A 22,011-nucleotide genomic window follows, 5' to 3' on the forward strand; every position below is an offset into this window, starting at 1 on the left:
CCCAAAATCTCTACGGTCTACTGAGCTATTATTCTTGTTAGAATCGCTCCAGCCATCGCCACACCGGGAGACTTCGGGATTGTTATCGACACTGCGCTCCAATGCGAAATGCCTGTCGCTGTTGTTTGTGCTCTGGTGGCAGATGGCCGCCGGACAGCCGCGCATTGCGGTCATCGTTCACCCGGACAACGGTTTCGCCGACATGTCGCGCAAGCAAATCGTCGACATCTATTTAGGCCGGTTGGTGAGCCTTCCCAACAACCGCATCCCTCTGCCGTTGGACCAGCAAGGCGGCTCGCCGTTACGCGAGCGTTTTTACGAAACGCTAACCGAAAAGCCGTTGGCGCAAATCAACGCCTACTGGGCCCGACTGATGTTCAGCGGCCGCGCCACGCCGCCGCGCATGTTGCCGGACAGCGCCAGCGTGTTGGAAACGGTATCCCAAAACCGCGACGCCATCGGCTATGTGGAAGACGACAAAGTCAGCCCGTCGGTACGGGTTCTGTTTTATCTTGAATGATCGGGAGCCCAGAGATGAAAACCAACACGCTACCCCGAGTCGCGGCGGTCGGACTACTGTTCGCGGCGGGTATTCGAGCGGAATGGAATATCGACCTTAGCGACGAATCCCGACTGCGCATCAGCGGCTTCGGCACATTGGGTCTGGCGACCAGCGATCAATCCCAAGCCGAATTGACGCGCGACATCGCCGATCGCGAAGGCATCAGCAGCAACAGTTCGCCGCTATCGGCCGATAGCCGTCTGGGTCTGCAGATCGACGCCATTATCAACCCGCGCTGGTCGGCTACCGTGCAGGCGGTGTTGAAGGACAGACCCTCGCAAAGTATCGAGGAAAGCCTGCAGTGGGCCTTCATCAGTTACCGCCCGGACAGCCATTGGCAGTTGCGGGTCGGCCGGGTCGGCCTGGATATGGGATTGGTATCCGACCAACGCAACATCGGCTACAGCTACCTATGGGTAAGGCCGCCGATCGAATTTTACGGTCGTTTGCCCTTGTTTCATTTCAACGGCGGCGATGCCAGCTACAGCTTCGACGTCGAAAATCTGAATATCAGCATCAAGGCCTTTGCCGGCGAAGCCTCGCCGTATTACCCCGCCCGGCCGGATTACAACATCAATATCGCTCCGCTGTGGGGCGGCAACGTGAATTTGCGCTGGCAGGACTGGCACGCTCAAATGTCCTACGTGGGTACCGAATTGCATAGCGACCATCCCGGACTAACCGAATTGCGGCATGCGATCGATCAACTGGGCGCGGCCGGTTTTTATCCGGACGCCAACAATTTAAGCAGCCGCTATATCCTGCGCGGCACCCAGAATCACTTTCTGTCCGCCGGCTTGGGTTACGAAGGCGATCCGTGGCGGGCCCAACTGGAATTTGGTCATCTGTTTCACGGCAACGGCTTTGTTACCGACCTTTACATGATTTACGCCACCGTCGGTTATCGGCTGGGTTCGGTCACGCCGTTCATCGGCTACAGCAGTCTGTGGCCGTCCGAGAAACGACCGCAAGTGCCCAGTCCTCTGCCCGATCCCCGTCTGCAAGCCGCTGCCGAAACCCCGTTCTTAGAAGCCTATTCCAACCAGGAAACCTTATCGCTAGGCGGACGTTGGGACTTTTACAACAATCTGGCTTTGAAATTACAGTACGATCTGGTTCACGTCCGCAATCATAACGGCATTGGCCTATGGCATACTCAGGCGGCCGGACTGCCGGCCCCCGCCGAATTTTCCAATCTGTTTTCGGCGACACTGGACTTCGTGTTTTAACGGCGAAGCGCCTTCGCCCCACTTTTCAAGCCTTCGCCATGAAAGGTCACGTCGTCCACAGCCTGAAAACCCGTCTGTCGATTCGTGTATTCCTTGGCATGTTGGTTCTCAGCGCCGCGATTGTGTTGGGGGCTTATATCCTGACTTTTGAAGGCGCCGAACAGGACGCCAGACAACAAACCGGCGAATTGCTGGACGCCATGGAATATTCGGCCGCGATCGCGTTGTATGCCAGCGATGCGCGCATCGCCGACGACGTGGTGCGCGGCGTTCTGCGCGGCAGCTTCGTGGCCTCGGTGCGCTTAGCCAACGACACTGGTCTGGATGTCAAGCTGGCCAAGGCCCCGGACGCCCCAAACCAACCGATAATCGCACGGGCATTAAAATCGCCGTTCGATAACAACGAAACGCTAGGTCAGTTGCAAGTCGCCCTGCATCCGCCGGCGATTCATCAGCGTGCCGCCGCCACCGCCAGAAACATGGCACTGGCGCTGGGCGGAATCGTCTTTTTCCCCACGCTGCTGTTTTGGGTGGCAATTAGCCGGCTGGTCACCACGCCTTTACTGAAATTGTCGGCGCAACTGGCCGCCATCAAGCCCGGCGACCAACAATGCTTGAGCCTGAGCGGCGACCGCCAGGACGAGCTCGCCGGGCTAACCCAAGACATCAACGCCTTGTTAAGCGCCGTATCGGTTTCGATGCGGAAAGAACGCCGGCTCCGGCAACACGTCGAAGCCCTGGAAAAGCAGTACGAAGCGATTTTTACCCAAGCCTCCACCGGCATCCTGCTGCTGAACCCGGACGGCCAATGTCTGATCGCCAATCCGGCGGTCAGTCTTCTATTCGAAGATTGGCGGCATGCGGTGGACAGCGTGTTCTCGCTGTTACCCAACTGGGAAGTTCAATTGTTTTCGGAACCCGACGAATTTCGAGCCTTGCTGGTGCAAGCCGCATTGACCCAAATTCCGCAGGCCATGGATTTACGCTTGCAACGCCAGAACGACGAAGTCCGAGAGTGGATGCATTTGCTGGTGTCTTGCTATCCGCATCCGGAACACAAACTGGTCGCCGAATGCCTGTTTATCGACATCAGCCAACGCAAACAGCAGGAAGACGAAGCGGTATTTCAATCGCATCACGACATCTTGACGCAACTGTTGAATCGGCGCGGCCTGGAAGCCCGCCTAAACCTGAATTACGCGGCCAGGGAAAACGACACGCTGTCCTTGCTGTTGCTGGACCTGGACCGCTTCAAGCAAATCAACGACCGCTGGGGACATATGGCCGGCGACCGGGTGTTGATCGAAGTCGCCAAGCGCATGAAGAATTTGGTGCGCGGCGCGGACCTACTGACCCGTTTGGGCGGCGACGAATTTTTGATTTGCTTGCGCCGGTCGCGCAGCGAACCCGCCTTGCACCAGTTTCTGTTGCGCTTGATCGAAAGCATCAGCGCCGACATCGAAATCGAAGCGACCGCTCGAGATTACGTGGGTGCCAGTATCGGCGTCGTCGAATACCCCAGGGACGGCACCGATTTGGTCAGCCTGTTGCACAAAGCCGATATCGCGCTGTACGAAGTCAAACGCCTGGGCCGTAACGGCTACTGCCTGTACGGCGACTGCGGCTTGTCGCCGGTAATCATCGCTCGAGAAGACACTGCCGAATAAGCGCCCGAGAGCGGTTAAAAGGGGTCGTGGGTTGGCCGTCTTTGGACCAAAACCCGCCATAGCCTTTGACGGGTCGGCGGATGTACCCGAAATCACCGCCAACCGAATCGGCGAGCGGTTTTCGTGTTTACCGACGGTAGCCGCTATAATGTCGGGCTTTTTCGACTTGTCCCAGCCGAAATTCGCTACGCGACTGACGCCCATGAATTTATTACTAAAATACCTCTCATCCTGCTGGTTTCTGAACGACCCGACCGAACTGACGCCGCCTAAGTCGTTCATGTGGAAGAACGTGACCTTTTACTTTATCTCCGGCTGCATCGTCGAAGGCTTGATCGCCGATCCGGCCGACGGCACCCTGGAAGTGACCGGCCGCACCATCATGGCGTTTAGCAGCGTGGCCTTGCTGCTACTGAAGGAAAAGCAATGGCCGCGCTTCAGCCAGTTGTACACGTCGATTTTCGTCTGCGAAAACTTCATCATGACTCTAGCGGTGGCCGCCGAAGGCCTGGACTTTTGGTTGGTGATGAAACATTACCCCTACCGCGAGGAAGTCGGCATCGGCCTCGCGGTATTTTTGGTCATTTGGTATATCGCCATCGTCAGCTACATCTTCCGGCGCTTTTTTACCTACCCCACCGGCACCAGTGTGGCCTTCGCGTTCAGCTATTTCGTGATGACGTACGGCATCCCGATGTTGCTGATGGACATCTAGGATTCCGAGTGCTAAACCTCGGTTTGGCGTTACACAAACGCCGTCATTTATTCGCTTGGCGTTAGCCTGGCAAAGACAGGATAATGCCGGCCTTTTTCATCTGATTTGCGGTTCATGGAATTCAAACTCAAAACCCACGACGGCCAAGCCCGCCGCGGCCAATTGACCTTCGCGCGCGGCGTGGTCGAAACGCCGATCTTCATGCCGGTCGGCACCTACGGCACCGTGAAAGCGCTGACCCCCGAGGATTTGGAAGCGCTAGGCGCGCAAATCATCCTCGGCAACACTTTTCACCTGTTACTGAGACCCGGCATGGAGGTGATGAAGGCGCACGGCGATCTGCACGACTTCATGCGCTGGCAAAAGCCGATTCTGACCGATTCCGGCGGTTTTCAGGTGTTCAGCCTGGGCGCGCTACGCAAGATCAGCGAGCAAGGCGTGACGTTTAAATCGCCGGTTAACGGCAGCAAGATTTTCATGGGACCGGAGGAGTCGATGCAGGTGCAACGGGACCTGGGGTCGGACATCGTGATGATTTTCGACGAGTGCACGCCCTACCCGGCCACCTACCAGCAAGCCGCCGATTCGATGCGTCTGTCCCTGCGCTGGGCGGAACGCAGCAAGCGCGCCCACGAAGGCAACGATTCGGCCTTATTCGGCATCGTGCAAGGCGGCATGTTTCCCGAACTGCGCCGCGAATCGATCAACGGGTTGACCAACATCGGCTTCGACGGTTACGCGATCGGCGGCCTATCGGTCGGCGAACCCAAGCACGAAATGCTGGCGACGCTGGACGCGATCATGCCGAATATGCCGCAAGATACGCCGCGCTACTTGATGGGCGTCGGCACACCGGAGGATTTGGTGGAAGCAGTGCGGCGCGGCGTGGACATGTTCGACTGCGTGATGCCGACCCGCAACGCCCGCAACGGCCATCTGTTTACCCGCTACGGCGTCATTAAAATCCGCAATCAGCAATACCAGTTCGACACCCGGCCGCTGGACGAGAATTGCAACTGCTACACCTGCCGCAATTACTCGCGCTCGTACCTAAAGCATCTGGACAAATGCAAGGAAATGCTCGGCGCGCGCCTGAACACCATCCACAATCTACATTACTACCTGGAATTGATGCAGGGCATCCGTGATGCAATAGAAGCAGGAAGATTCGACGAATTCGTCAGGGCGTTTTACGAGTTGCGCGGCGTAACCATGCCGCATTGATTGCGGTGTGTAGGGGCGGCGTTTGCCGCCCCTACTCTCGGTGTTTGCTCTGTCAGAGCACGGACCGAAACGGCCCGGACCAACCTTATCTTATTCTTGATCCAGCCCGAACGCGGTGTGCAGTGCACGCACCGCCAGTTCCAGATATTTCTCGTCGACGACTACCGAAATCTTGATCTCCGAGGTCGAAATCATCTGAATGTTAATGCCTTCGTCGGCCAGTACCTTGAACATGGTGCTGGCGATACCGGCGTGCGAGCGCATGCCGACGCCGACGATGGAGACTTTGACGATGGTGTTATCGCCGATGACGGCGGTATTGCCGCCCAGTTCAACGCGTAAGCCCTCCAGGACTTTTTGAGCGCGGGCAAAATCGTTACGGTTGACGGTAAAGGTAAAGTCGGTGGTGCCGTGCGCGGAAATATTTTGCACGATCATGTCCACTTCGATGTTTTCGGCGGCGATCGGTCCCAGGATTTTCGACGCCACGCCCGGCAGATCGGGTACGCCGGTCAACGTCAGTTTCGCCTCGTCGCGATTGAAGGCAATACCTGAGATTAACGCTTTTTCCATTTCTGATTCCTCGTAGGTGATAAGCGTGCCGTTGCCTTCCATGAACGAAGACAACACACGCAGTTTGACGTTGTATTTACCGGCGAATTCGACCGAACGGATTTGCAGGACTTTCGAACCCAGGCTGGCCATTTCCAGCATTTCCTCGAACGTGATCCGGTCCAGCCGGCGGGCCTTCGGCACCACGCGCGGATCGGTGGTGTACACGCCGTCGACGTCGGTATAGATATGGCATTCGTCGGCTTTCAATGCCGCCGCTAGTGCCACGCCGGTGGTATCGGAGCCGCCGCGGCCCAGCGTGGTGATATTGCCGTCCTCGTCCACGCCCTGGAATCCGGCGACGACGACGACCCGGCCGGCGTCCAGATCCGCGCGGATATTGGCTTCGTCGATCTCGCGAATCCGTGCTTTGGTGTGAGCGCTGTCGGTCAGAATCCGCACCTGCGGACCGGTATAGGACTTAGCCTCGACACCCACGTGGTGCAAGGCCATCGCCAACAACGCGATCGTCACTTGCTCGCCGGTGGACAACAACACATCCAACTCGCGGTCGGTCGGTTGCACCTGCACTTCCTTGGCGAGCGCGACCAAACGGTTGGTTTCGCCGCTCATCGCCGAAACCACGACGACAATCTGATCGCCCTTGTCGTGGGCTGCTTTAACTTTCTCGGCCACCGCCTTGATACGTTCCACCGTACCAACGGAAGTGCCGCCAAACTTATAGACGTACAATGCCATGTTTTCTTAACCTTATTGGCTTTTTGAAATCGAATTTCTTGGCGAACCCTAAAGTCCGCCGCTTGATTTATCCGAGTTTGGTTTTGACCCAATCCGGCACCGCCGCCAACGCCGCGCCCAAATTAGATGGATCGTTACCCCCAGCTTGGGCCATATCCGGCCGGCCGCCGCCTTTGCCGCCGACTTGGGTCGCGACGAAATTGACCAAATCGCCGGCCTTGACCTTGTCCATCGCATCCTTGGAAACACTCGCGATCAGGCTGACTTTATCGCCGCTGACGGCAGCCAATACCAGCGCGGCGCTGCCCAGCTTGTTTTTCAACTGATCGGCCAAATCGCGCAAAGCTTTCGGATCGACGTCGTCGAGTTTGACGGCCAAAACCTTGACACCATTGACGTCGACGGCCTGGCTGGTCATCTCGTCGCCGGCCGAGCTGGCCAGTTTGGATTTGAGTTTTTCCAGCTCTTTTTCCAGGCCGCGAGTTTTTTCCAGCAACTGATGGACTTTGTCTGCGGCTTTATCCGGCGCGGCTTTCAGCAGGCCGGCGATGCTGAGCAAGGCTTGCTCGCGATGGGCGATCCATTCCAACGCGCCTTGGCCGGTCACTGCTTCCAGACGGCGGACGCCAGCGGCAACGCCGGTTTCTCCAACGATTTTGAACAGACCGATGTCGCCGGTACGTTGCACGTGAGTACCGCCGCACAGCTCGGTCGAGAAATCGCCCATCGTCAACACCCGCACTTCGTCTCCGTATTTTTCGCCGAACAATGCCATCGCGCCAGCCTTGACCGCCTCGTCTTTCGCCATGATTTGCGCGCAGACGGCGTTGTTGCCGCGGATTTGTTCGTTGACGATGCGCTCGACGCTGGCGATTTGTGCGGCGCTCATCGGCTCGAAATGCGAGAAGTCGAAACGCAGCCGTTCGGCATTGACCTGCGAACCTTTCTGGGCGACGTGTTCTCCCAACACCGCGCGCAAGGCCGCGTGCAGCAAGTGAGTCGCGGAGTGGTTACGTTCCGTGGATTTTCGGATGTCGGCGTTGACACTGACTTCGCAAGCCATGCCTTCGGCAATCACACCTTTGACCACTTTGCCCTTATGCAGGAACAACTGGCCGCCCTGCTTTTGGGTGTCGCTGACTTCGAAGGTGCCGCCGGTGCATTCGATCACACCGCTGTCGCCGACCTGACCGCCGGACTCGGCATAGAACGGGGTTTGGTCCAGTATCACGACGCCTTCGTCACCGGCTTCCAGGCTTTCGACCGGCTGGCCTTTTTTGAACAAGCCGATGACTTGCACAGAACCGTCCAGATGCGAGTAGCCGGTAAATTCGGTGACGCTGTCGTGGCGAATGTCCTGGTCGTAATCGGCCGCGAACTGGCCGCCGGCCCGAGCCCGGTCGCGCTGGGCGCTCATTTCGATTTCGAAACCGGCATGGTCCACGCTCAAGTTGTGCTCACGGGCAAAATCGGCGGTCAAATCCACCGGGAAACCGTAAGTGTCGTACAGCAAGAACACCACGTCGCCGGGAATCACATGACCATCCAGCTTGGCGACGCAGTTTTCCAGGATGCGCATGCCCTGGCCCAGTGTTTCGGCGAAGCGCTCTTCTTCCTTCTTCAACACCCGCTCGACCTGATCTTGCGCCTTGACCAATTCCGGATAGGCTGCGCCCATTTCGTCGGCCAGCGGAGCGACCAGTTTGTAGAAGAAGGTGTCCTGGATGCCCAGGCGATAACCGTGGCGGATCGCCCGACGGACGATGCGGCGCAACACGTAACCCCGACCTTCGTTGGACGGCAACACGCCGTCGGCCACCAAAAATGCGCACGAGCGAATGTGGTCGGCGATCACCCGCAACGAGCTGTTGGTAAGATCGGTCGTACCGGCCAATGCGGCGGCGGTTTTGACCAGATTTTGGAAAATGTCGATCTCGTAATTGCTATGCACGCCCTGCATCACCGCCGCGATCCTCTCCAAACCCATGCCGGTATCGACCGACGGCGCCGGCAGCGGCGTCAGGTTGCCGTCCTTGTCGCGCTCGTATTGCATGAACACCAGGTTCCAAATTTCGATGTAGCGGTCGCCGTCTTCGTCCGGACTGCCCGGCGGGCCGCCGGCCACGTGCTCGCCGTGGTCGTAGAAAATCTCGGTGCACGGGCCGCACGGGCCGACATCGCCCATCGACCAGAAATTGTCCTTGGCGCCGATGCGCGAGAAGCGGGTCGGATCGATTTTGACCTCTTCCAGCCAGATCGCTTCGGCTTCCGAGTCCTCGTCGAACACCGTCACCCACAACTTAGTCGGCGGTATGCCCATTTCCTGGGTCAAAAAGTCCCAGGCAAAATGGATCGCATCGCGCTTGAAATAATCGCCGAAGCTGAAATTGCCCAGCATCTCGAAGAAGGTATGGTGGCGGGCGGTATAGCCGACGTTCTCCAGATCGTTATGCTTGCCGCCGGCCCGCACGCAACGCTGGCTGGTCGCGGCGCGGCTAAAGTCGACTTTCTCCCTCCCCAGAAACACGTCCTTAAACTGAACCATGCCGGCATTGGTGAACAGCAAGGTCGGATCGTTGCCCGGCACCAAGCTGCTGGATGGACGCACGGCATGGCCGCATTGGCGAAAGAATTCCAAAAAGGCGGCGCGGATTTCAGCGCTGGTCATGTTTTTCATGGTGGTTAGGTCGTTAATGTTTATATTCTTCAAAAATATTCGTTCGTTGGTCGAGTTTGATTCTCGCATTTAGCCTTTCGAGGTTTACCCTAGGACTAATCTAAGGCTCGCTAATATGATTCAACGTTACAAATTCAACGGCTACGCGATCATTGACTCTGCCGCCCATGTCGCTCATTGTCCAATCGGGTTTGAATATTGGTCGGATTGCGGCGACAATCCAATACCGCAAAAACCGAAACAAACTCGCTATCGAAGGTATAGTAAATTGCATAGGGGAAGCGCTTGGCCAACAGCCAATAAAAATCGCCAAACTTTTTGGGATGCACGCCGGCATATAGCGCCAAAGAGTCGATATCAGCAGACAGCGAGTCTAAAAAGTACTGACCGACACCCTTTTGCTGTCGTTCGTAAAACTCGAAACCGTCCAACAAATCAAACTTGGCATTGTCAAAGATGCGAATTTTCATCGAATCCTATCTTGAATTTCCTTTTTTGCCTCGTCCCAATCGGTAAACCCCACCAAGCCGGCTTTCGCCAAACGCGTTCTCTCCATCAATATTTCACCATGCCAATCAGGAGATGAATATTCAGCGGCCTGAATGGATAAGTCATTCCATAAAGCTTCCATCGCGGCAATTTTCTCGGCGACCGACATTTCATTTAATGGTAGCGTCACTTTCATATTCTCTATCCTTTAATGCAACAACATACGGTCGTACTTAGTTACCAACTTCCGTTATCCGAGCTATTACCATCGCTCTTCAAATTTCGGTTTTTTGATGCCCTCACCCCGTCCCTCTCCCGGATGGCGAGGGAGCGGATGCGCAGAAATTTGAAGTGCGAAAGGTATCGCTTCACTATTCGGAGTCAAGAACTCCGCATTTTAATCTTCAACACCACAAACACCCGCTTAATCGTCTCGCCGCTAAAGCCGCGCTGTTGCAAGAACCGGCTGCGTTTGGCCCATTCGTTGGGCGGCAGCGAGGTTTCATCGCCGTATTTGCCCGCATAAACATCCAAGGCCAGATTCAGCCAACCGCCTTGTTCCTCGGCTTGCGCATCCAGATCGGCGTCGGCGATGCCGCGCTGCTGCAATTCGTAAGCAATCCGCAGCGGTCCGTAGCCCTTGGCGATCCGCTCGCGGATGTAGCATTCGGCGTAGCGCGCGTCGTTTTGCCAGTTTTGACGGCTCAAATCGTCGATCACCGCCGCCACCTCGTCGCGCGCGAAGCCGCGCATGGCCAGTTTGTCCAGCAACTCGCGGCGGCTGTGCTCGCGGCGCGCCAGCAAGCGCACGCAGATGGCTTCGATGCGTTGGCGGCGTTCCAGCGGGTTGGCTATCGATTCGTCCGTCATTCGGCGCGGGCCGCAAAATGCGGACATTATCACACAGATAGCCGCCCCCTTAAACCGGCATACCGGCCCGATGCGCGCGGGCGCGGCGACCGGGCAGCGGCTATAATCGCGCTAGCAAACTCCGGGAGGCGGCTGATGAAGCTGAAAGATTGGTTCGAACAATGGGGCTTGACCAAGATCAAGCTGACGGCCGGCTTTTTCGAATCGGAATGGCAGGCGCAAACCGCCGACCGGGACGCGGCCTGGGAACTGTACGTGGAACTGCTGACCCGCATCGTCACCCAGCCCTTGCCGGACCGCGACGGCGACGAGCAAGCGGCGCTGAACAGCGTGCATAGCCTGTTCGGCATCACCCGCGAGATTCTGCGCCGCCAGGGCCGCAACTGCGAACAATTCAGCAAGGTGGCGATCGTGGTCTTAAACCAGGTCGTCCGGCCGTTTACCGCGAAATGGCACAAACTGGCCTTGGCCGGCGCCTTCGAACAACCCCAGCATTGCCGGGAGTTCCGCGACGAATTAAAAGCGCTGCAACTGGATTTGCTGATTTACGCGAAAGCGCTGGCGGCGATTGCCCAAGTGGAAGACCTGACGGCGGCGGCCTTCGACAACCCGGCCGACCGCTAAAAAATCGCGAGCGGCCTGCCGGCCGCTCGACAAGCAGAAAACCAAAGCCGAAAAGGGTAAAAGCACCAAGGGCTTAGGGTAAGTCCTGGGCAAGACGGAAGCCGAGGAAATTGAAACGGTATTCCGGACTGCTCCAGAGGCGGTGAGCCGAGCGGAGAGCGGCCGAGCTATTGCCACAGGAACCGCTCCGGATCACTCGCCGGCCGCCGTAGCCCCCTATCCGGGCCGAGCCGTCGTTCGGCGCGCCTTGATAGTCTTCGTACCAACCATCTTGCAGCCATTCCCAGACATTGCCGGCCATATCGTACAGACCGAATAGATTGGCGAGCTTTAGCCCAACCTCCTGGGTTGTGCCTGCGGCATTTTGGTCGAACCAGGCATAGTGTTTAGCCAGGCCCGCGTCGTCGCCCCAGAAAAACTCGCTTTGGGCCCCGGCGCGGCAGGCATATTCCCATTCCGCTTCGCTGGGCAGCCGGTAGGCTTTGCCGGTCGTTTCGCGCAGCCAGACGGCATAATCGACGGCGTCTTGCCAAGTAACATTGATCGCCGGTCGCCGCCCACGACCCCAGCCTTCGTCTTCGGGCTTGACACGCGCGGTTTGTTCGACAAAAACGTCGTATTCGGCGAAGGTCACCGGGTATTTACCCAGCTTGAAAGGTTTGGCGAAGGTGACGGTGTGAATCGGTTTTTCGTTGTCGTATTGATCGCCGCCCATAGCAAACGAGCCGGCGGGGATTGCGATCATTTCGGGTTCGATGACCCAATCGGGGCTATGTGCCGTCCCAGGGAGAACCGATGGCAGGGGTTCGAGCGCCACCGTCGGCAGCAAATCCTGAATGACCTCGCATAACAGCTTCAGCCCGGCTGACTCGTTATCGCCGTGCCAATCGAGCAAGTTGGCGGCTTGAATGCTGCGAAAACCAAAAGGTGGCTTCACGTCGTCCAGCAAGCACGGCACCAATATTCCCCGCTCGCGCCCCTCGTCGGCCTCCTCCAGCACCCAGTGCGAATCGATCGAAGACTTAGACCATGCCACCACCATGCAAGAGCAGATACTCAATTCGGTTTCTATCTTCTGCCGCCAGGTTTTGCCCGGAGGTGTGGTGCGGTCATAAAACACCGACCAGCCGCGCGCGCTCAATGCGGCCGCCAACGGCTTGATTCTTGCCAAATCGTTCTTCTGATAGCTTAAAAAAATGTCGGCCACGTCGTCCTTAATGTTTCTGATTAAATTTTCTGTCAAATCCTAAAGTATTGCGAATACCAACCCGAAACATCCAAATCACAGGTGAAGTCGCATTAGTAAAGTAGTAAAAATCGGCGCGGATTTTCGTCCAGTCTGCCAAGCCCGCGCGTGGCTAATATCTCGGAAAACCGGAGCGACCGCAAGACCGGGCGATGCGTTGGGTGTGGGATGGAAGTTCGCCTGGCTTGCGGCATTGGTGCTGTCGTGGGGGTGGCCTGTTCCCTTCGACTCCGCTCAGGGAACGGCGCTCTAACCGGGGAACGCCCCCAACCAAAACCAACCAAAACCAACCAAAACCAACCAAAACCAACCAGGACAAACTAGAATCAACCAGGGTCAACCATAATCAATCTGTACCGCGTTACGCAAGGGCGCTCAAGTCGGCACGCTTCCGCTAGCCAATCGAGCACGTCGCATTTTCGCCGCCGGCTGCTATCCGCGCTTCTCCGACTACTCACCGATTCAGTTTCGGTCTTCCGACACTCCGCAACGTTCTCCGCCCGTTAGCAGTGCGGAATCCAGCTTTTCAGGTCGCTCAGACCTCGCCGGCTGAGTGGAAAGCAAACTTGCAGATCGTTTGGAGCTCATCGGCTCAACGGAACTCAATCTTTCAGGTCGCTCGGACCTCATTTGGCTGAACGCTGCCCAATATTGCCGGTCGTTTGAGCCCCATTGGTTAAACGAAGTCCAATATTGCAGATCGTTTGGAGCTCATCAGCTTAACAGACCTCGATATTTCAGGTCGCTCTAGCCTTATTGGCTCAACGGAGCCGAAAATTTCAGATTGCTTAGAATTTCTTGATTTAACGGAACCCGGCGTTTTACGTCACTTGGAACCGTTTGGCGAGACGGCACCCTGTATTTCAGGTTCTTCGGAACCCGTCGGCTGAGCGAAGTGGGATGTTTCAGGTTGCCCGGAACTCGTTGGCTGAGCGGCGCCGGGCTTTTCAGGTTGCTCGGGAGTCGTTGGCTGAGCGGAGTCAGGGACCGTTGGCTGAGCGGAGTCGAAGCCAGCGTTTTGGCTATGGCTCGCATTCCGGCACTCGGCCAATCGGTGCAATAAGTTACTGTCGCCCGCCATCAGCGCCTGCTTCTTGTTGCGGCTCCAGCCTTGAATCTGTTTTTCCCGGATATAAGCGTCTTCAATCCGCTCGCACATCTCGCAATAAACCAATTGGACCGGCAATCGCTTTGCGGTGTGCTTGGCGCCCAAGCCGTTTTGGTGTTCCCACAAGCGGCGCTCCAAATCCCAGGTACTGCCGGTGTAATAGCTGCCGTCCGAGCATTGCAAAATATACAGGTAAGGCATTGAGTCGCCCCCCCAAAAAAGATTCGGCTAGGTTCGCCGAGTTGAGCGGCGAACTGCGTTAAGCCGGAAGCGCCGTTCGCCGTGCAGAGTCGCGTTCGCTGAGCGGAGCCGAAGCGATCGCCGCAGACAGCCAACCCGACTCCGCTCGGCTTCGATTCCGCTCGGCTTCGGCTCCGCTCAGCCGACGGAGTTAGTCGGCGTCGTTGAACTCGGCGTCTTCGTCGTCGGCCGGCGCTGGGGCGTTGGTCACCCGGCTGACGAAGGCTTTTTCGCGGATGGCTTTTTCCAATTCGGCGGCGGCCTCCGGGTGTTCGCGCAGGAATTGCTTGGCGTTGTCCTTGCCTTGGCCGATTTTGTCGTTGTTGTAGCTGTACCAAGAGCCGGATTTTTGGACGAAGCCGAATTCGACGCCCAAATCCACCAATTCGCCGAAGAAGGACACGCCTTCGCCGTACAGAATTTCGAAGTCGGCTTGCTTGAACGGCGGCGCGACTTTGTTTTTGACGATCTTGACGCGGGTTTCGTTGCCGATCACTTCGTCGCCTTTCTTGATGGCGCCGATGCGGCGAATGTCCATCCGCACCGAAGCGTAGAATTTCAGCGCGTTGCCGCCGGTAGTGGTTTCCGGGTTGCCGAACATCACGCCGATTTTCATCCGCAGCTGGTTGATGAAGATCACCAGCGTGTTGGAGCGTTTGATGTTGGCGGTGAGTTTGCGCAAGGCTTGCGACATCAAGCGCGCTTGCAGGCCCATATGCGAGTCGCCCATGTCGCCTTCGATTTCGGCTTTCGGGGTTAACGCCGCCACCGAGTCGATGACCACGATGTCGACCGCGCCGGAACGGACCAGCATGTCGGTGATTTCCAAGGCCTGCTCGCCGGTGTCAGGCTGAGAGACCAGCAGATCGTCGATGTTGACGCCGATTTTCTGGGCATAAACCGGGTCCAGCGCATGTTCGGCATCGACGAAGGCGGCGGTACCGCCCAGTTTTTGCACTTGCGCGATGGTTTGCAAGGTCAACGTGGTTTTACCGGACGATTCCGGACCGTAGATTTCGATGATCCGGCCGCGCGGCAAACCGCCGCAGCCCAGCGCGATATCGACCGACAGCGAGCCGGTCGAGACGACTTCGATGTCGCGGGTCGCGGCGACGTCGCCCATCCGCATCACCGAGCCCTTGCCGAATTGTTTTTCGATTTGGATCAGCGCCGCGCCCAGCGCCTTTTTCTTGTTCTCGTCCATTGTTGCCTGCCTTGGTTTGGCTACTGAAAGCCGGCGATTATCCCATAGGCCAGGGCCTTGAAACAGCTTTTCTCGCGGCCGGCTCAGGCGAACAACGCGGCCGCCTGGCATGGATTGAACGGAAAATACAGATGTAGATAGGAGGCTTGCAAGCGGCCGACCCGGTAAAACGCTTCGGCTTGACCGTGATGGCGGCGGGTAGTGGATTGGGTGTGCGGCGCCAGCGAGGTTTGCAAGGTCGAGAAATGAAAGCTGTGGCCGCGTATTTCGCCGTGCTCCAGTTCCAGACTGTGCATGCCCAGATTAGCGAGTTGGGTCTGCATCCGGGCCTGGCCGGGCAACAGGCCGACCATCTCGGCGGCCTGTCCGTCGCGGTCGGCCAGGCTGTCCAGCAAATACAAAAAGCCGCCGCATTCGGCGTAGATCGGCTTGCCGGCTTGGTGATGCTGGCGCAAGGCCTGTTTCATTGCCTGGTTGCCGGCTAGTTCGGCCAAGTGCAATTCGGGATAACCGCCGGGCAGGTAAACGGCGTCGGCCGCCGGCAAGTCGCTGTCTGCCAACGGCGAGAAGAAGGTCAAGGTTGCGCCCAAGGCTTGCAGGCAGTCCAGGTTGGCTGGATAGAGAAACGAGAACGCGGCATCCCTGGCGACCGCAATGGTCCGGCCGGCCAACAGGCGCGGCGGCGGCTCGCTCGTGACCTCGGCGAACCCCACCGGATCGGGCAAGCGGCAATCGCTGAGCAGGTCGGCGGCGCGGGCCAAGCGCTGATCGAGGTCGGCAATTTCGCCGGCTTGGTGCAAGCCCAAGTGACGCTCTGGCAAACCGACCGAAGCGTCGCCGCGCATAGCCGCCAACAACGGCATGTCGTCCGGAAGGGCTTCGGCCAGCAGATTGGCGTGGCCGGCGCTGCCGACCTTGTTGGCGATGACGCCGGCGAAGGCCAAGCCCGGCCGGTAGTGGGCCAAGCCGTAAGCGACCGCCGCAAAGGTTTGCGCCATGCCGTGAGCATCGATCACCGCCGCGACCGGCACAGCAAGCGTTTGGGCCAGATCGGCGCTGCTGCTGTCGCCGTCGTACAAACCCATCACCCCTTCGATCAGGATCAAATCGGCTTCGCCGGCCGCGCGATACAGCAACTCGCGGCAGTGGGCCTCGCCCATCATCCACAGATCGAGCTGATAGGCTGGGTGTCCGGATGCAAAGGCCAAAATCTGCGGATCGATGAAGTCCGGCCCGGTTTTGAATACCCGCACCTCGCGACCAAGCCGCCTATGGTAATAGGCCAGCGCGGCCGTCACCGTGGTTTTACCCTGGCCGGACGCCGGCGCGCTGATTAGGATGGCCGGACAGGATCGCGCCGGCTGGCTATTTGCATGAGTCAACGTTCAATCCCGACGATAAAACCACATCTGATACACGCTGAGCAGGATTTGCACGCCCATCGACAAGCCCATCAGCGCGCCGCTCAGCACGACGACGTAGGCGAACTCGCGGACATGTTTGGTGACGAACCAGGAGCCTACGTCCAGCAGCATCGCGACGAACGGAATCACCACCGCGATCCGTTTGACGTAAATATTCATGTCGCACAATAAAAAGATTTTGCCGATGAAAAACAGGATGAAGGCGATGCCGAACAAATGGATGTGCGATACCCTGACCAAGGCGGGAATCGACGCGCCGCCGGTGTGGGCGACTTCGGCGACGCCCGTAAAGGTAGTCAAATCCGGCAGCGACGGATTGGCGGCCGGATTGTGGCAATGTACGCAATCGCGGTTCAGAATCGGCGCGATTTTTTCGTCGTAGCCGTCCTTTTCCGCGCCGTCCTGTAACCATTTTTGAATAACTTCCTTGTCGCTCTTGTATTTCAGGTTAGGTTCCATGATGCCGTTGATCGCCGCGCCCAGGCGGGTTTGGCTGTTGGAACCGTGGTACATGATGACGATGTCGTCGATCGACAAGCCGCGCTTGCCGTCGCGGCCCTGGTGGGTGTAATACATGTTGACCAAGGCCATCAAATAACCCAGGCCTATCGTCAATAAAAACACGGTGTTGAGGATACGTTCGCTGACGGAAATATCCTTGAAACGGGTGTATTGCTTGCCCATGCGATCCCTCGGAGATTGATTGGATGGATAGTTTAACTTGGCAAAAAAAGACCGGCACGCAAAGTGCCGGTCAAGCGGGAGCCACGAGGTTTATCGAGGTCTTTAAGGACGACTTTAAAAACTTAACCAGGTATTGAAATACAAGGTGTTGTTGTCGCTGGCGTTACGTCCCGAGCCGTCGTAATTCTTGTCGCCGCCGTCGAAACGCGTGTAAGCCACATATTGGGCCGCGAAACGCAGATTCAAGTAGGACTCGGCAACACCCGCCGTTTTACCGAACGGGATGTAATTCAACTCGAAGGTAAAGTAGTCCGAATTCGGCCGCCTGTTCGGCGATGCTTCGTACAACACCGCGTCCTGATTACCGTGGATATGGTTGTATCCAACCGTCAAGCCGTAGGTTTGCTCGAAGGTGTAAGCGCCGTTCAAGCCCAAAAAGCCTAATTGCTGGTTGCGCTGTGCCGCGGATGCCGCGGCCGCGCTGGCCAGTAGATCTTGAGATTCGCGGATGTAGCTGGCTTTGAATTCATAGATATGCTTGGGGTTGGCCAAGTATTGGTAATTAAAATCCACGCCCAAATCGGTGTAGCGGTCGCTGACAGTCAACGTGGGGTCGGGCTGAACGTTGGCCCTGAAGCCGAAATGCCCCAACGATATATAGTGGCCTTGCCAATCTTTTTGCAAACCGATCCGCCAATACGGCGCTCCGCCATCCACTTTGACCGCGCCGTCGTCCCACTGCCCCATACCTTTTTGGGCGTACTTGGCAAAACTGGTATAGGCACCGGCTTCGAGGAAAACCGTATCGTCGATCATGCTGTACAAGGTGGCCCCGCCGATCTGGCCGCCCAGCGCGGCCAACGCCGGTTCGGCGCCGGGCGTACGCGCCAACGGCGATCCGGAATACGGGAATCCCCAAGCCGGCGTGGTGTTCCACAAATCCTGAACGGTCGGACTGTTATTGAACGACACGCCGTAGACAAAATTGCGCCCCAGCCAATCCGCTTCGTCGGCAATCCGAATATCGGTGTTGTCCAACGCGAAACGACTGGCCACGCCATCGTAGGTAAACTGCACGAAAGCGCCCATGTTGCCGTAAACCTTTCCGCCGTAAAACAACGAGGCCTGATCTAACGCCAGGTTGTTGTTGCTGTTAAAGTCGCGCCGCGCCAATACCGGGTCGGCGGGTATATCGCTATCGTTGCGCTTGGTATTGGTCAGCGAACCGACGGCCATGCCGCCGAAACGGCTGATGGCCGAATCGTTGTTACCCCACACGTAACCATTTAATTTGAATTGCCGGCCGTAAGGCGTCAAATTCGGACCGAAAGCTTGCGTATGACACATCGCGCAGGCCATGCCAGTTTGCCTGGCAAAACTCGGCAGGGCTTGCGCCTGACCGACGAAACCCCAGTACAAAACCGAACAAAACAACCAAAAGAAACGCCGAATCAATCGTCTCGTTATAATATGTTTTTCCATAAGTAACTCCATTAAAATAGAGTTTAAATTATAGCCAAGCCAAGATTAATCCAATATTAAAAATACGTTAATTTACGTTAAAAAACAGCAAGTTATAAATACGAAAAGCAAATAAAACCCCAAGCGCCGACAAAAATCAACGCCTTTCCAATTTTATAAAATTATTATCGACAATTCGCTGAAACAGTGACGGAACTAAAGCTGGTATAAACAGGCAACCCCGTTTATCTTTTAATAAACGACATTAAAACCATTAAAAATTAATAAATACGGAAGCCATCCCTAAATGATGCATCGTCATATTCACGTGCTTGGCATCTTCCAGATATTGATTCATATAGCCGATTTCGGTACGGACATGACTGTTGAAATTCCAGCCAAACCCGGCGAATACCCGGTTCTGATCGAAACCGGATTTGCCGCCCCAATCGGTGGTGTTGACCCGATAAAACGCTTCGTCCCAAGCCACCAGACTAAAACGCGGCTCGAACTCGAACGGATGCACGAATTTGATCATTTGCCGGGGGCGTTCGCGGACTTGGTTGCCGCGCAGGAAGTTGCTTTCCCACATGGTCCTGAAGGTAAAAGTACCGATGTCGGTCGGCAGCACGTAACGGAATGCCGGCCAGAAATCCTGTTGGGCGATGTACGGCTTGTTTTGGTTTTGGGTCGGCAGCCAGGTGTAGCCCAGCCAAATCGTGGCGCGATCGCTCAACGAGTAGCCCAGCGCGCCGCGCACCATGCCTTGGTACCAGTGCTCCCAGTTACCGTCGAAACGCGTCTGACCTTCCACCCAAACTCTGGCCTTTTCCAAATCCGGGTTGACGGCTTTCAGACTGCCTTCGCCAACCATTTGCAACCAGGCCCCGGTATCCTCGGCCAACTCGCCGGCTTGCGCGCTGGAGATACCCGGTCCGGCGACGAAAAACGCGGTTAACGTAAGCGTTGCCAATATCAATCGATTCGATGTCATTTCGGTCCTCCGACGACAAAACTAAAGTTTCAATACCCGTCTCGCGGGCATGCCTCCGGCCTGGGCTGCATGACTGCGCCTTAGGCGGAAAAGGTGATTATTCGAGGTGGTGTCGGCGGCCGGCCCGCACGCCGACCGGCCACCGGTTAAGACCGCTCAGACACTCAATTTTCGGCGCGCGGCCAAGTGGTGATCCGAGTAGGAATGGTGATCGTCCAATCCGAGGATCTGGCAACGGCCGCCCGCATGATTGTATTCCTCGGTGTAGTGATGGATGAACTCCATCACGGTATGATCGATCAAATCGACGTCCGTCAAATCAAAGAACACGTTTTGTTTTTCCGGAAAATCCGCAAGCAAACTCTTCAGGCTGATGAAGTTCGAAAACACCGCCGCGCCGCTGACCGCGATATGGTAGGTATCGGCGTTGGTTTGATTGACGTGGTAAGCCATCGAGAAGATATTGCCGGGTTTCAAGCCGCGGCTGACGTGGATCAATAACTCGACAACGATGCCGATTGCCACGCCGACCAACAAGTCGGTGGCAATCACGCCGATAATCGTGATCACGAAGACCGCGAAGTTGTCCAAGCCCACGGTCAGGGTTTTGGCGAATTCCTTCGGAGAGGCTAAACGAAATCCGGTAAATACCAATAAGGCCGCCAACGAGGTCAACGGAATTTCGTGTATCAAGCGCGGAAACAAGGCGACGAAAATCAGCAAGAACAAGCCGTGGAAAAAGTTGGCCCAGCCGGTTTTAGCGCCGTTGTTAATGTTGGCGGAGCTACGGACAATTTCGGCGATCATCGGCAAGCCGCCTATCATACCCGACACCAAATTGCCGACCCCAACCGCCGCCAAATCGCGGTTCAAATTGGAGTTGCGTTTGTAAGGATCGAGTTTATCGACCGCCGAGGCGCTCAACAAACTCTCCAAACTACCAACCAGCCAGATCGTGACGACCGAAATCCAAAATTCGTGGTCGGCGATTTTCGAAAAATCCGGAAAATAAAACCCGGACATGAAGTTTTCCGGTACCGCCACCAAAAAGGCCGGACCCACGGTAAATTCGTGGTGCGGCAAAATTTCCGCATCGGGCAAGAACAGGTATTGATGGATATGATCCAAATCGAAAAACTGGCCCAGGGCCAAACCCAACATCACCACCAACAGCGGCGCCGGAATCATTTTCAAAGTCGGCTGTTTGATGACAGACCACAGGATTAATAAAGCTAATCCGCACAAACCAATCAACGAAACTTCCGGGTTCATTTCGACGATCGAATGCGGGATTTCCGCTATGGTCCCCAATAAGGTCTTGGCTTCGGGCTTAACCCCCAACAAGGTATGAATCTGCTTGGCCATGATGATGATACCGATCGCGGCCAGCATGCCATGCACCACCGAGGACGGAAAAAACGCACTCAGCTTGCCGGCCTTGAATACACCGAGCAACACCTGCAACACGCTGGCAACGACAATGGCCGCCAAGGTGTAGCGGTATCCGGCCATCGCATCGCCTTGTCCGAGCGATTGCACTGCGTCGACGATGACGACAATCAAACCGGCGGCCGGGCCATTGATCGTCATATAGGAGCCGTTGATCCGCGAGACCACCACGCCGCCGATAATCGCGGAAATAATGCCGGCCATCGGCGGAAACCCGGACGCCATCGCTATCCCTAAACATAGCGGCAGCGCAATCAAAAACACCAAAAAACCGGACAGCAAATCGCTACGCCAGTTTTCGACCAACCCCGGTATACCTGTTTTAGGTAAAGCTACAGTGGATGCTTGCGACATGGTAAATCTCAGCTTAATGGAAAACCTTTGTTAAGCCAGAAATATGCCAAGCACCTCAACCTCCCGCAAATACTAGGTTTGCACGGCTTTGGTTCGCGTCCAATCGCTTGGCATTCGACCAGGCTGGTTTATTAAAACCACGCACCTTGGTTGAAATCCACCACGCGCGCGATTTGCACCACTCGCGGTGCAAACTCTTGCTGATTGCCGGCGAATCGCCCGGTCCACGCCCCTCAAATCCACGCCAACAGAGCTCGCTGCACGGCGTTACGAAAACGCTCCCTATCATTCGGGACAAGACGGTGCGCGCGCCGCACCAAACCGAACAAACGCTGCCTGGCTAGCGGTCTATTCAAGCCGCCGAACTGAGGCCGGCGTCCGGTTGAAATCAACCAGCTACCCCGGCGATTTGCACCGAAGCCTATCGATATTCTAGAATTAGATATTACGATTCAATGATTTACGAACAGGCATGACTT

Annotated in this window: 19 protein-coding genes; 6 read left to right on the forward strand and 13 right to left on the reverse strand. The window is 56.6% G+C overall.

What is annotated here, in order from left to right:
- The first annotated feature begins 79 nt into the window (after positions 1 to 79).
- From ACQE3E_RS16615 to tgt, 5 genes are all read left to right on the forward strand, one after another.
- Positions 80 to 520, forward strand: coding sequence for a hypothetical protein (locus ACQE3E_RS16615; RefSeq protein ID WP_231883571.1), 441 nt, complete (start codon positions 80 to 82; stop codon positions 518 to 520).
- A 14-nt stretch (positions 521 to 534) separates the two neighbouring features.
- Entirely contained in the window at positions 535 to 1,791 is a 1,257-nt protein-coding gene (locus ACQE3E_RS16620) for a hypothetical protein (protein ID WP_313729685.1), read from the forward strand.
- A gap of 38 nt (positions 1,792 to 1,829) precedes the next feature.
- Positions 1,830 to 3,458, forward strand: a complete 1,629-nt coding sequence (locus ACQE3E_RS16625; RefSeq protein ID WP_313729684.1) for a diguanylate cyclase domain-containing protein — start codon at positions 1,830 to 1,832, stop codon at positions 3,456 to 3,458.
- Between the two features lie 202 nt (positions 3,459 to 3,660).
- Positions 3,661 to 4,173 carry a hypothetical protein gene (locus ACQE3E_RS16630; protein WP_064025797.1) on the forward strand — a complete coding sequence of 171 codons (513 nt, stop codon included), beginning with the start codon at positions 3,661 to 3,663 and terminating at the stop codon, positions 4,171 to 4,173.
- Positions 4,174 to 4,287: 114 nt separating this feature from the next.
- The gene (gene tgt / locus ACQE3E_RS16635) at positions 4,288 to 5,397 is read left to right on the forward strand and encodes a tRNA guanosine(34) transglycosylase Tgt (protein WP_064025795.1); all 1,110 of its coding nucleotides are present in this window, start codon (positions 4,288 to 4,290) and stop codon (positions 5,395 to 5,397) included.
- A 90-nt stretch (positions 5,398 to 5,487) separates the two neighbouring features.
- Here the strand turns inward: tgt and ACQE3E_RS16640 are convergent, their stop codons facing one another.
- From ACQE3E_RS16640 to ACQE3E_RS16660, 5 genes are all read right to left on the reverse strand, one after another.
- Complete coding sequence (locus ACQE3E_RS16640) at positions 5,488 to 6,708, reverse strand: aspartate kinase (RefSeq protein WP_071160935.1); 1,221 nt, start codon at positions 6,706 to 6,708, stop codon at positions 5,488 to 5,490.
- 67 nt (positions 6,709 to 6,775) lie between these two features.
- The gene (alaS, locus tag ACQE3E_RS16645; RefSeq protein ID WP_313729683.1) at positions 6,776 to 9,385 is read right to left on the reverse strand and encodes an alanine--tRNA ligase; all 2,610 of its coding nucleotides are present in this window, start codon (positions 9,383 to 9,385) and stop codon (positions 6,776 to 6,778) included.
- Between the two features lie 149 nt (positions 9,386 to 9,534).
- Entirely contained in the window at positions 9,535 to 9,855 is a 321-nt protein-coding gene (locus ACQE3E_RS16650; RefSeq protein WP_064025791.1) for a hypothetical protein, read from the reverse strand.
- The gene (locus ACQE3E_RS16655) at positions 9,852 to 10,070 is read right to left on the reverse strand and encodes an addiction module protein (protein WP_064025789.1); all 219 of its coding nucleotides are present in this window, start codon (positions 10,068 to 10,070) and stop codon (positions 9,852 to 9,854) included. Before ACQE3E_RS16655 ends, ACQE3E_RS16650 begins: the two co-directional genes overlap by 4 nt.
- Before the next feature lie 185 nt (positions 10,071 to 10,255).
- Positions 10,256 to 10,744, reverse strand: a complete 489-nt coding sequence (locus ACQE3E_RS16660) for a regulatory protein RecX (RefSeq protein ID WP_313729682.1) — start codon at positions 10,742 to 10,744, stop codon at positions 10,256 to 10,258.
- A 135-nt stretch (positions 10,745 to 10,879) separates the two neighbouring features.
- Between ACQE3E_RS16660 and ACQE3E_RS16665 the strand changes: the two genes are divergently transcribed.
- On the forward strand, positions 10,880 to 11,368 hold the full coding sequence (locus tag ACQE3E_RS16665) for a hypothetical protein (protein ID WP_313729681.1): 489 nt from the start codon (positions 10,880 to 10,882) through the stop codon (positions 11,366 to 11,368).
- A 73-nt stretch (positions 11,369 to 11,441) separates the two neighbouring features.
- On the opposite strand, the gene ACQE3E_RS16670 is transcribed toward ACQE3E_RS16665, so the two are convergent.
- From ACQE3E_RS16670 to ACQE3E_RS16705, 8 genes are all read right to left on the reverse strand, one after another.
- Complete coding sequence (locus tag ACQE3E_RS16670) at positions 11,442 to 12,611, reverse strand: SUMF1/EgtB/PvdO family nonheme iron enzyme (RefSeq protein WP_313729680.1); 1,170 nt, start codon at positions 12,609 to 12,611, stop codon at positions 11,442 to 11,444.
- A gap of 829 nt (positions 12,612 to 13,440) precedes the next feature.
- Complete coding sequence (locus tag ACQE3E_RS16675; RefSeq protein WP_313729679.1) at positions 13,441 to 13,923, reverse strand: GIY-YIG nuclease family protein; 483 nt, start codon at positions 13,921 to 13,923, stop codon at positions 13,441 to 13,443.
- Positions 13,924 to 14,113: 190 nt separating this feature from the next.
- Positions 14,114 to 15,166, reverse strand: coding sequence for a recombinase RecA (gene recA / locus ACQE3E_RS16680; RefSeq protein WP_064030604.1), 1,053 nt, complete (start codon positions 15,164 to 15,166; stop codon positions 14,114 to 14,116).
- An 83-nt stretch (positions 15,167 to 15,249) separates the two neighbouring features.
- Positions 15,250 to 16,548: a cobyrinate a,c-diamide synthase gene (locus ACQE3E_RS16685; RefSeq protein ID WP_313729678.1), complete on the reverse strand. Its 1,299-nt coding sequence runs from the start codon at positions 16,546 to 16,548 to the stop codon at positions 15,250 to 15,252.
- 3 nt (positions 16,549 to 16,551) lie between these two features.
- Positions 16,552 to 17,274 carry a hypothetical protein gene (locus ACQE3E_RS16690; RefSeq protein WP_313729677.1) on the reverse strand — a complete coding sequence of 241 codons (723 nt, stop codon included), beginning with the start codon at positions 17,272 to 17,274 and terminating at the stop codon, positions 16,552 to 16,554.
- A gap of 114 nt (positions 17,275 to 17,388) precedes the next feature.
- Positions 17,389 to 18,756 (reverse strand): hypothetical protein, encoded by a 1,368-nt coding sequence (locus ACQE3E_RS16695; protein ID WP_071160939.1) that lies wholly within the window; start codon positions 18,754 to 18,756, stop codon positions 17,389 to 17,391.
- Between the two features lie 253 nt (positions 18,757 to 19,009).
- Complete coding sequence (locus ACQE3E_RS16700) at positions 19,010 to 19,729, reverse strand: DUF2490 domain-containing protein (RefSeq protein ID WP_313729676.1); 720 nt, start codon at positions 19,727 to 19,729, stop codon at positions 19,010 to 19,012.
- 156 nt (positions 19,730 to 19,885) lie between these two features.
- The gene (locus ACQE3E_RS16705) at positions 19,886 to 21,532 is read right to left on the reverse strand and encodes a SulP family inorganic anion transporter (RefSeq protein ID WP_071160941.1); all 1,647 of its coding nucleotides are present in this window, start codon (positions 21,530 to 21,532) and stop codon (positions 19,886 to 19,888) included.
- Positions 21,533 to 22,011: the final 479 nt, after the last annotated feature.

Source organism: Methylomonas sp. MED-D (assembly GCF_050276835.1).
Taxonomy (GTDB): domain Bacteria; phylum Pseudomonadota; class Gammaproteobacteria; order Methylococcales; family Methylomonadaceae; genus Methylomonas; species Methylomonas koyamae_A.

Excerpts from the sequence above, each read along its gene's own strand:
- ACQE3E_RS16690 (WP_313729677.1), bottom strand. The coding sequence starts at position 17,274 with ATGGGCAAGCAATACACCCGTTTCAAGGATATTTCCGTCAGCGAACGT.
- tgt (WP_064025795.1), top strand. The coding sequence starts at position 4,288 with ATGGAATTCAAACTCAAAACCCACGACGGCCAAGCCCGCCGCGGCCAA.
- ACQE3E_RS16705 (WP_071160941.1), bottom strand. The coding sequence starts at position 21,532 with ATGTCGCAAGCATCCACTGTAGCTTTACCTAAAACAGGTATACCGGGG.
- alaS (WP_313729683.1), bottom strand. The coding sequence starts at position 9,385 with ATGAAAAACATGACCAGCGCTGAAATCCGCGCCGCCTTTTTGGAATTC.
- ACQE3E_RS16650 (WP_064025791.1), bottom strand. The coding sequence starts at position 9,855 with ATGAAAATTCGCATCTTTGACAATGCCAAGTTTGATTTGTTGGACGGT.
- ACQE3E_RS16640 (WP_071160935.1), bottom strand. The coding sequence starts at position 6,708 with ATGGCATTGTACGTCTATAAGTTTGGCGGCACTTCCGTTGGTACGGTG.
- ACQE3E_RS16665 (WP_313729681.1), top strand. The coding sequence starts at position 10,880 with ATGAAGCTGAAAGATTGGTTCGAACAATGGGGCTTGACCAAGATCAAG.
- recA (WP_064030604.1), bottom strand. The coding sequence starts at position 15,166 with ATGGACGAGAACAAGAAAAAGGCGCTGGGCGCGGCGCTGATCCAAATC.
- ACQE3E_RS16675 (WP_313729679.1), bottom strand. The coding sequence starts at position 13,923 with ATGCCTTACCTGTATATTTTGCAATGCTCGGACGGCAGCTATTACACC.
- ACQE3E_RS16700 (WP_313729676.1), bottom strand. The coding sequence starts at position 19,729 with ATGACATCGAATCGATTGATATTGGCAACGCTTACGTTAACCGCGTTT.
- ACQE3E_RS16660 (WP_313729682.1), bottom strand. The coding sequence starts at position 10,744 with ATGACGGACGAATCGATAGCCAACCCGCTGGAACGCCGCCAACGCATC.
- ACQE3E_RS16625 (WP_313729684.1), top strand. The coding sequence starts at position 1,830 with ATGAAAGGTCACGTCGTCCACAGCCTGAAAACCCGTCTGTCGATTCGT.
- ACQE3E_RS16620 (WP_313729685.1), top strand. The coding sequence starts at position 535 with ATGAAAACCAACACGCTACCCCGAGTCGCGGCGGTCGGACTACTGTTC.
- ACQE3E_RS16630 (WP_064025797.1), top strand. The coding sequence starts at position 3,661 with ATGAATTTATTACTAAAATACCTCTCATCCTGCTGGTTTCTGAACGAC.
- ACQE3E_RS16695 (WP_071160939.1), bottom strand. The coding sequence starts at position 18,756 with ATGGAAAAACATATTATAACGAGACGATTGATTCGGCGTTTCTTTTGG.
- ACQE3E_RS16655 (WP_064025789.1), bottom strand. The coding sequence starts at position 10,070 with ATGAAAGTGACGCTACCATTAAATGAAATGTCGGTCGCCGAGAAAATT.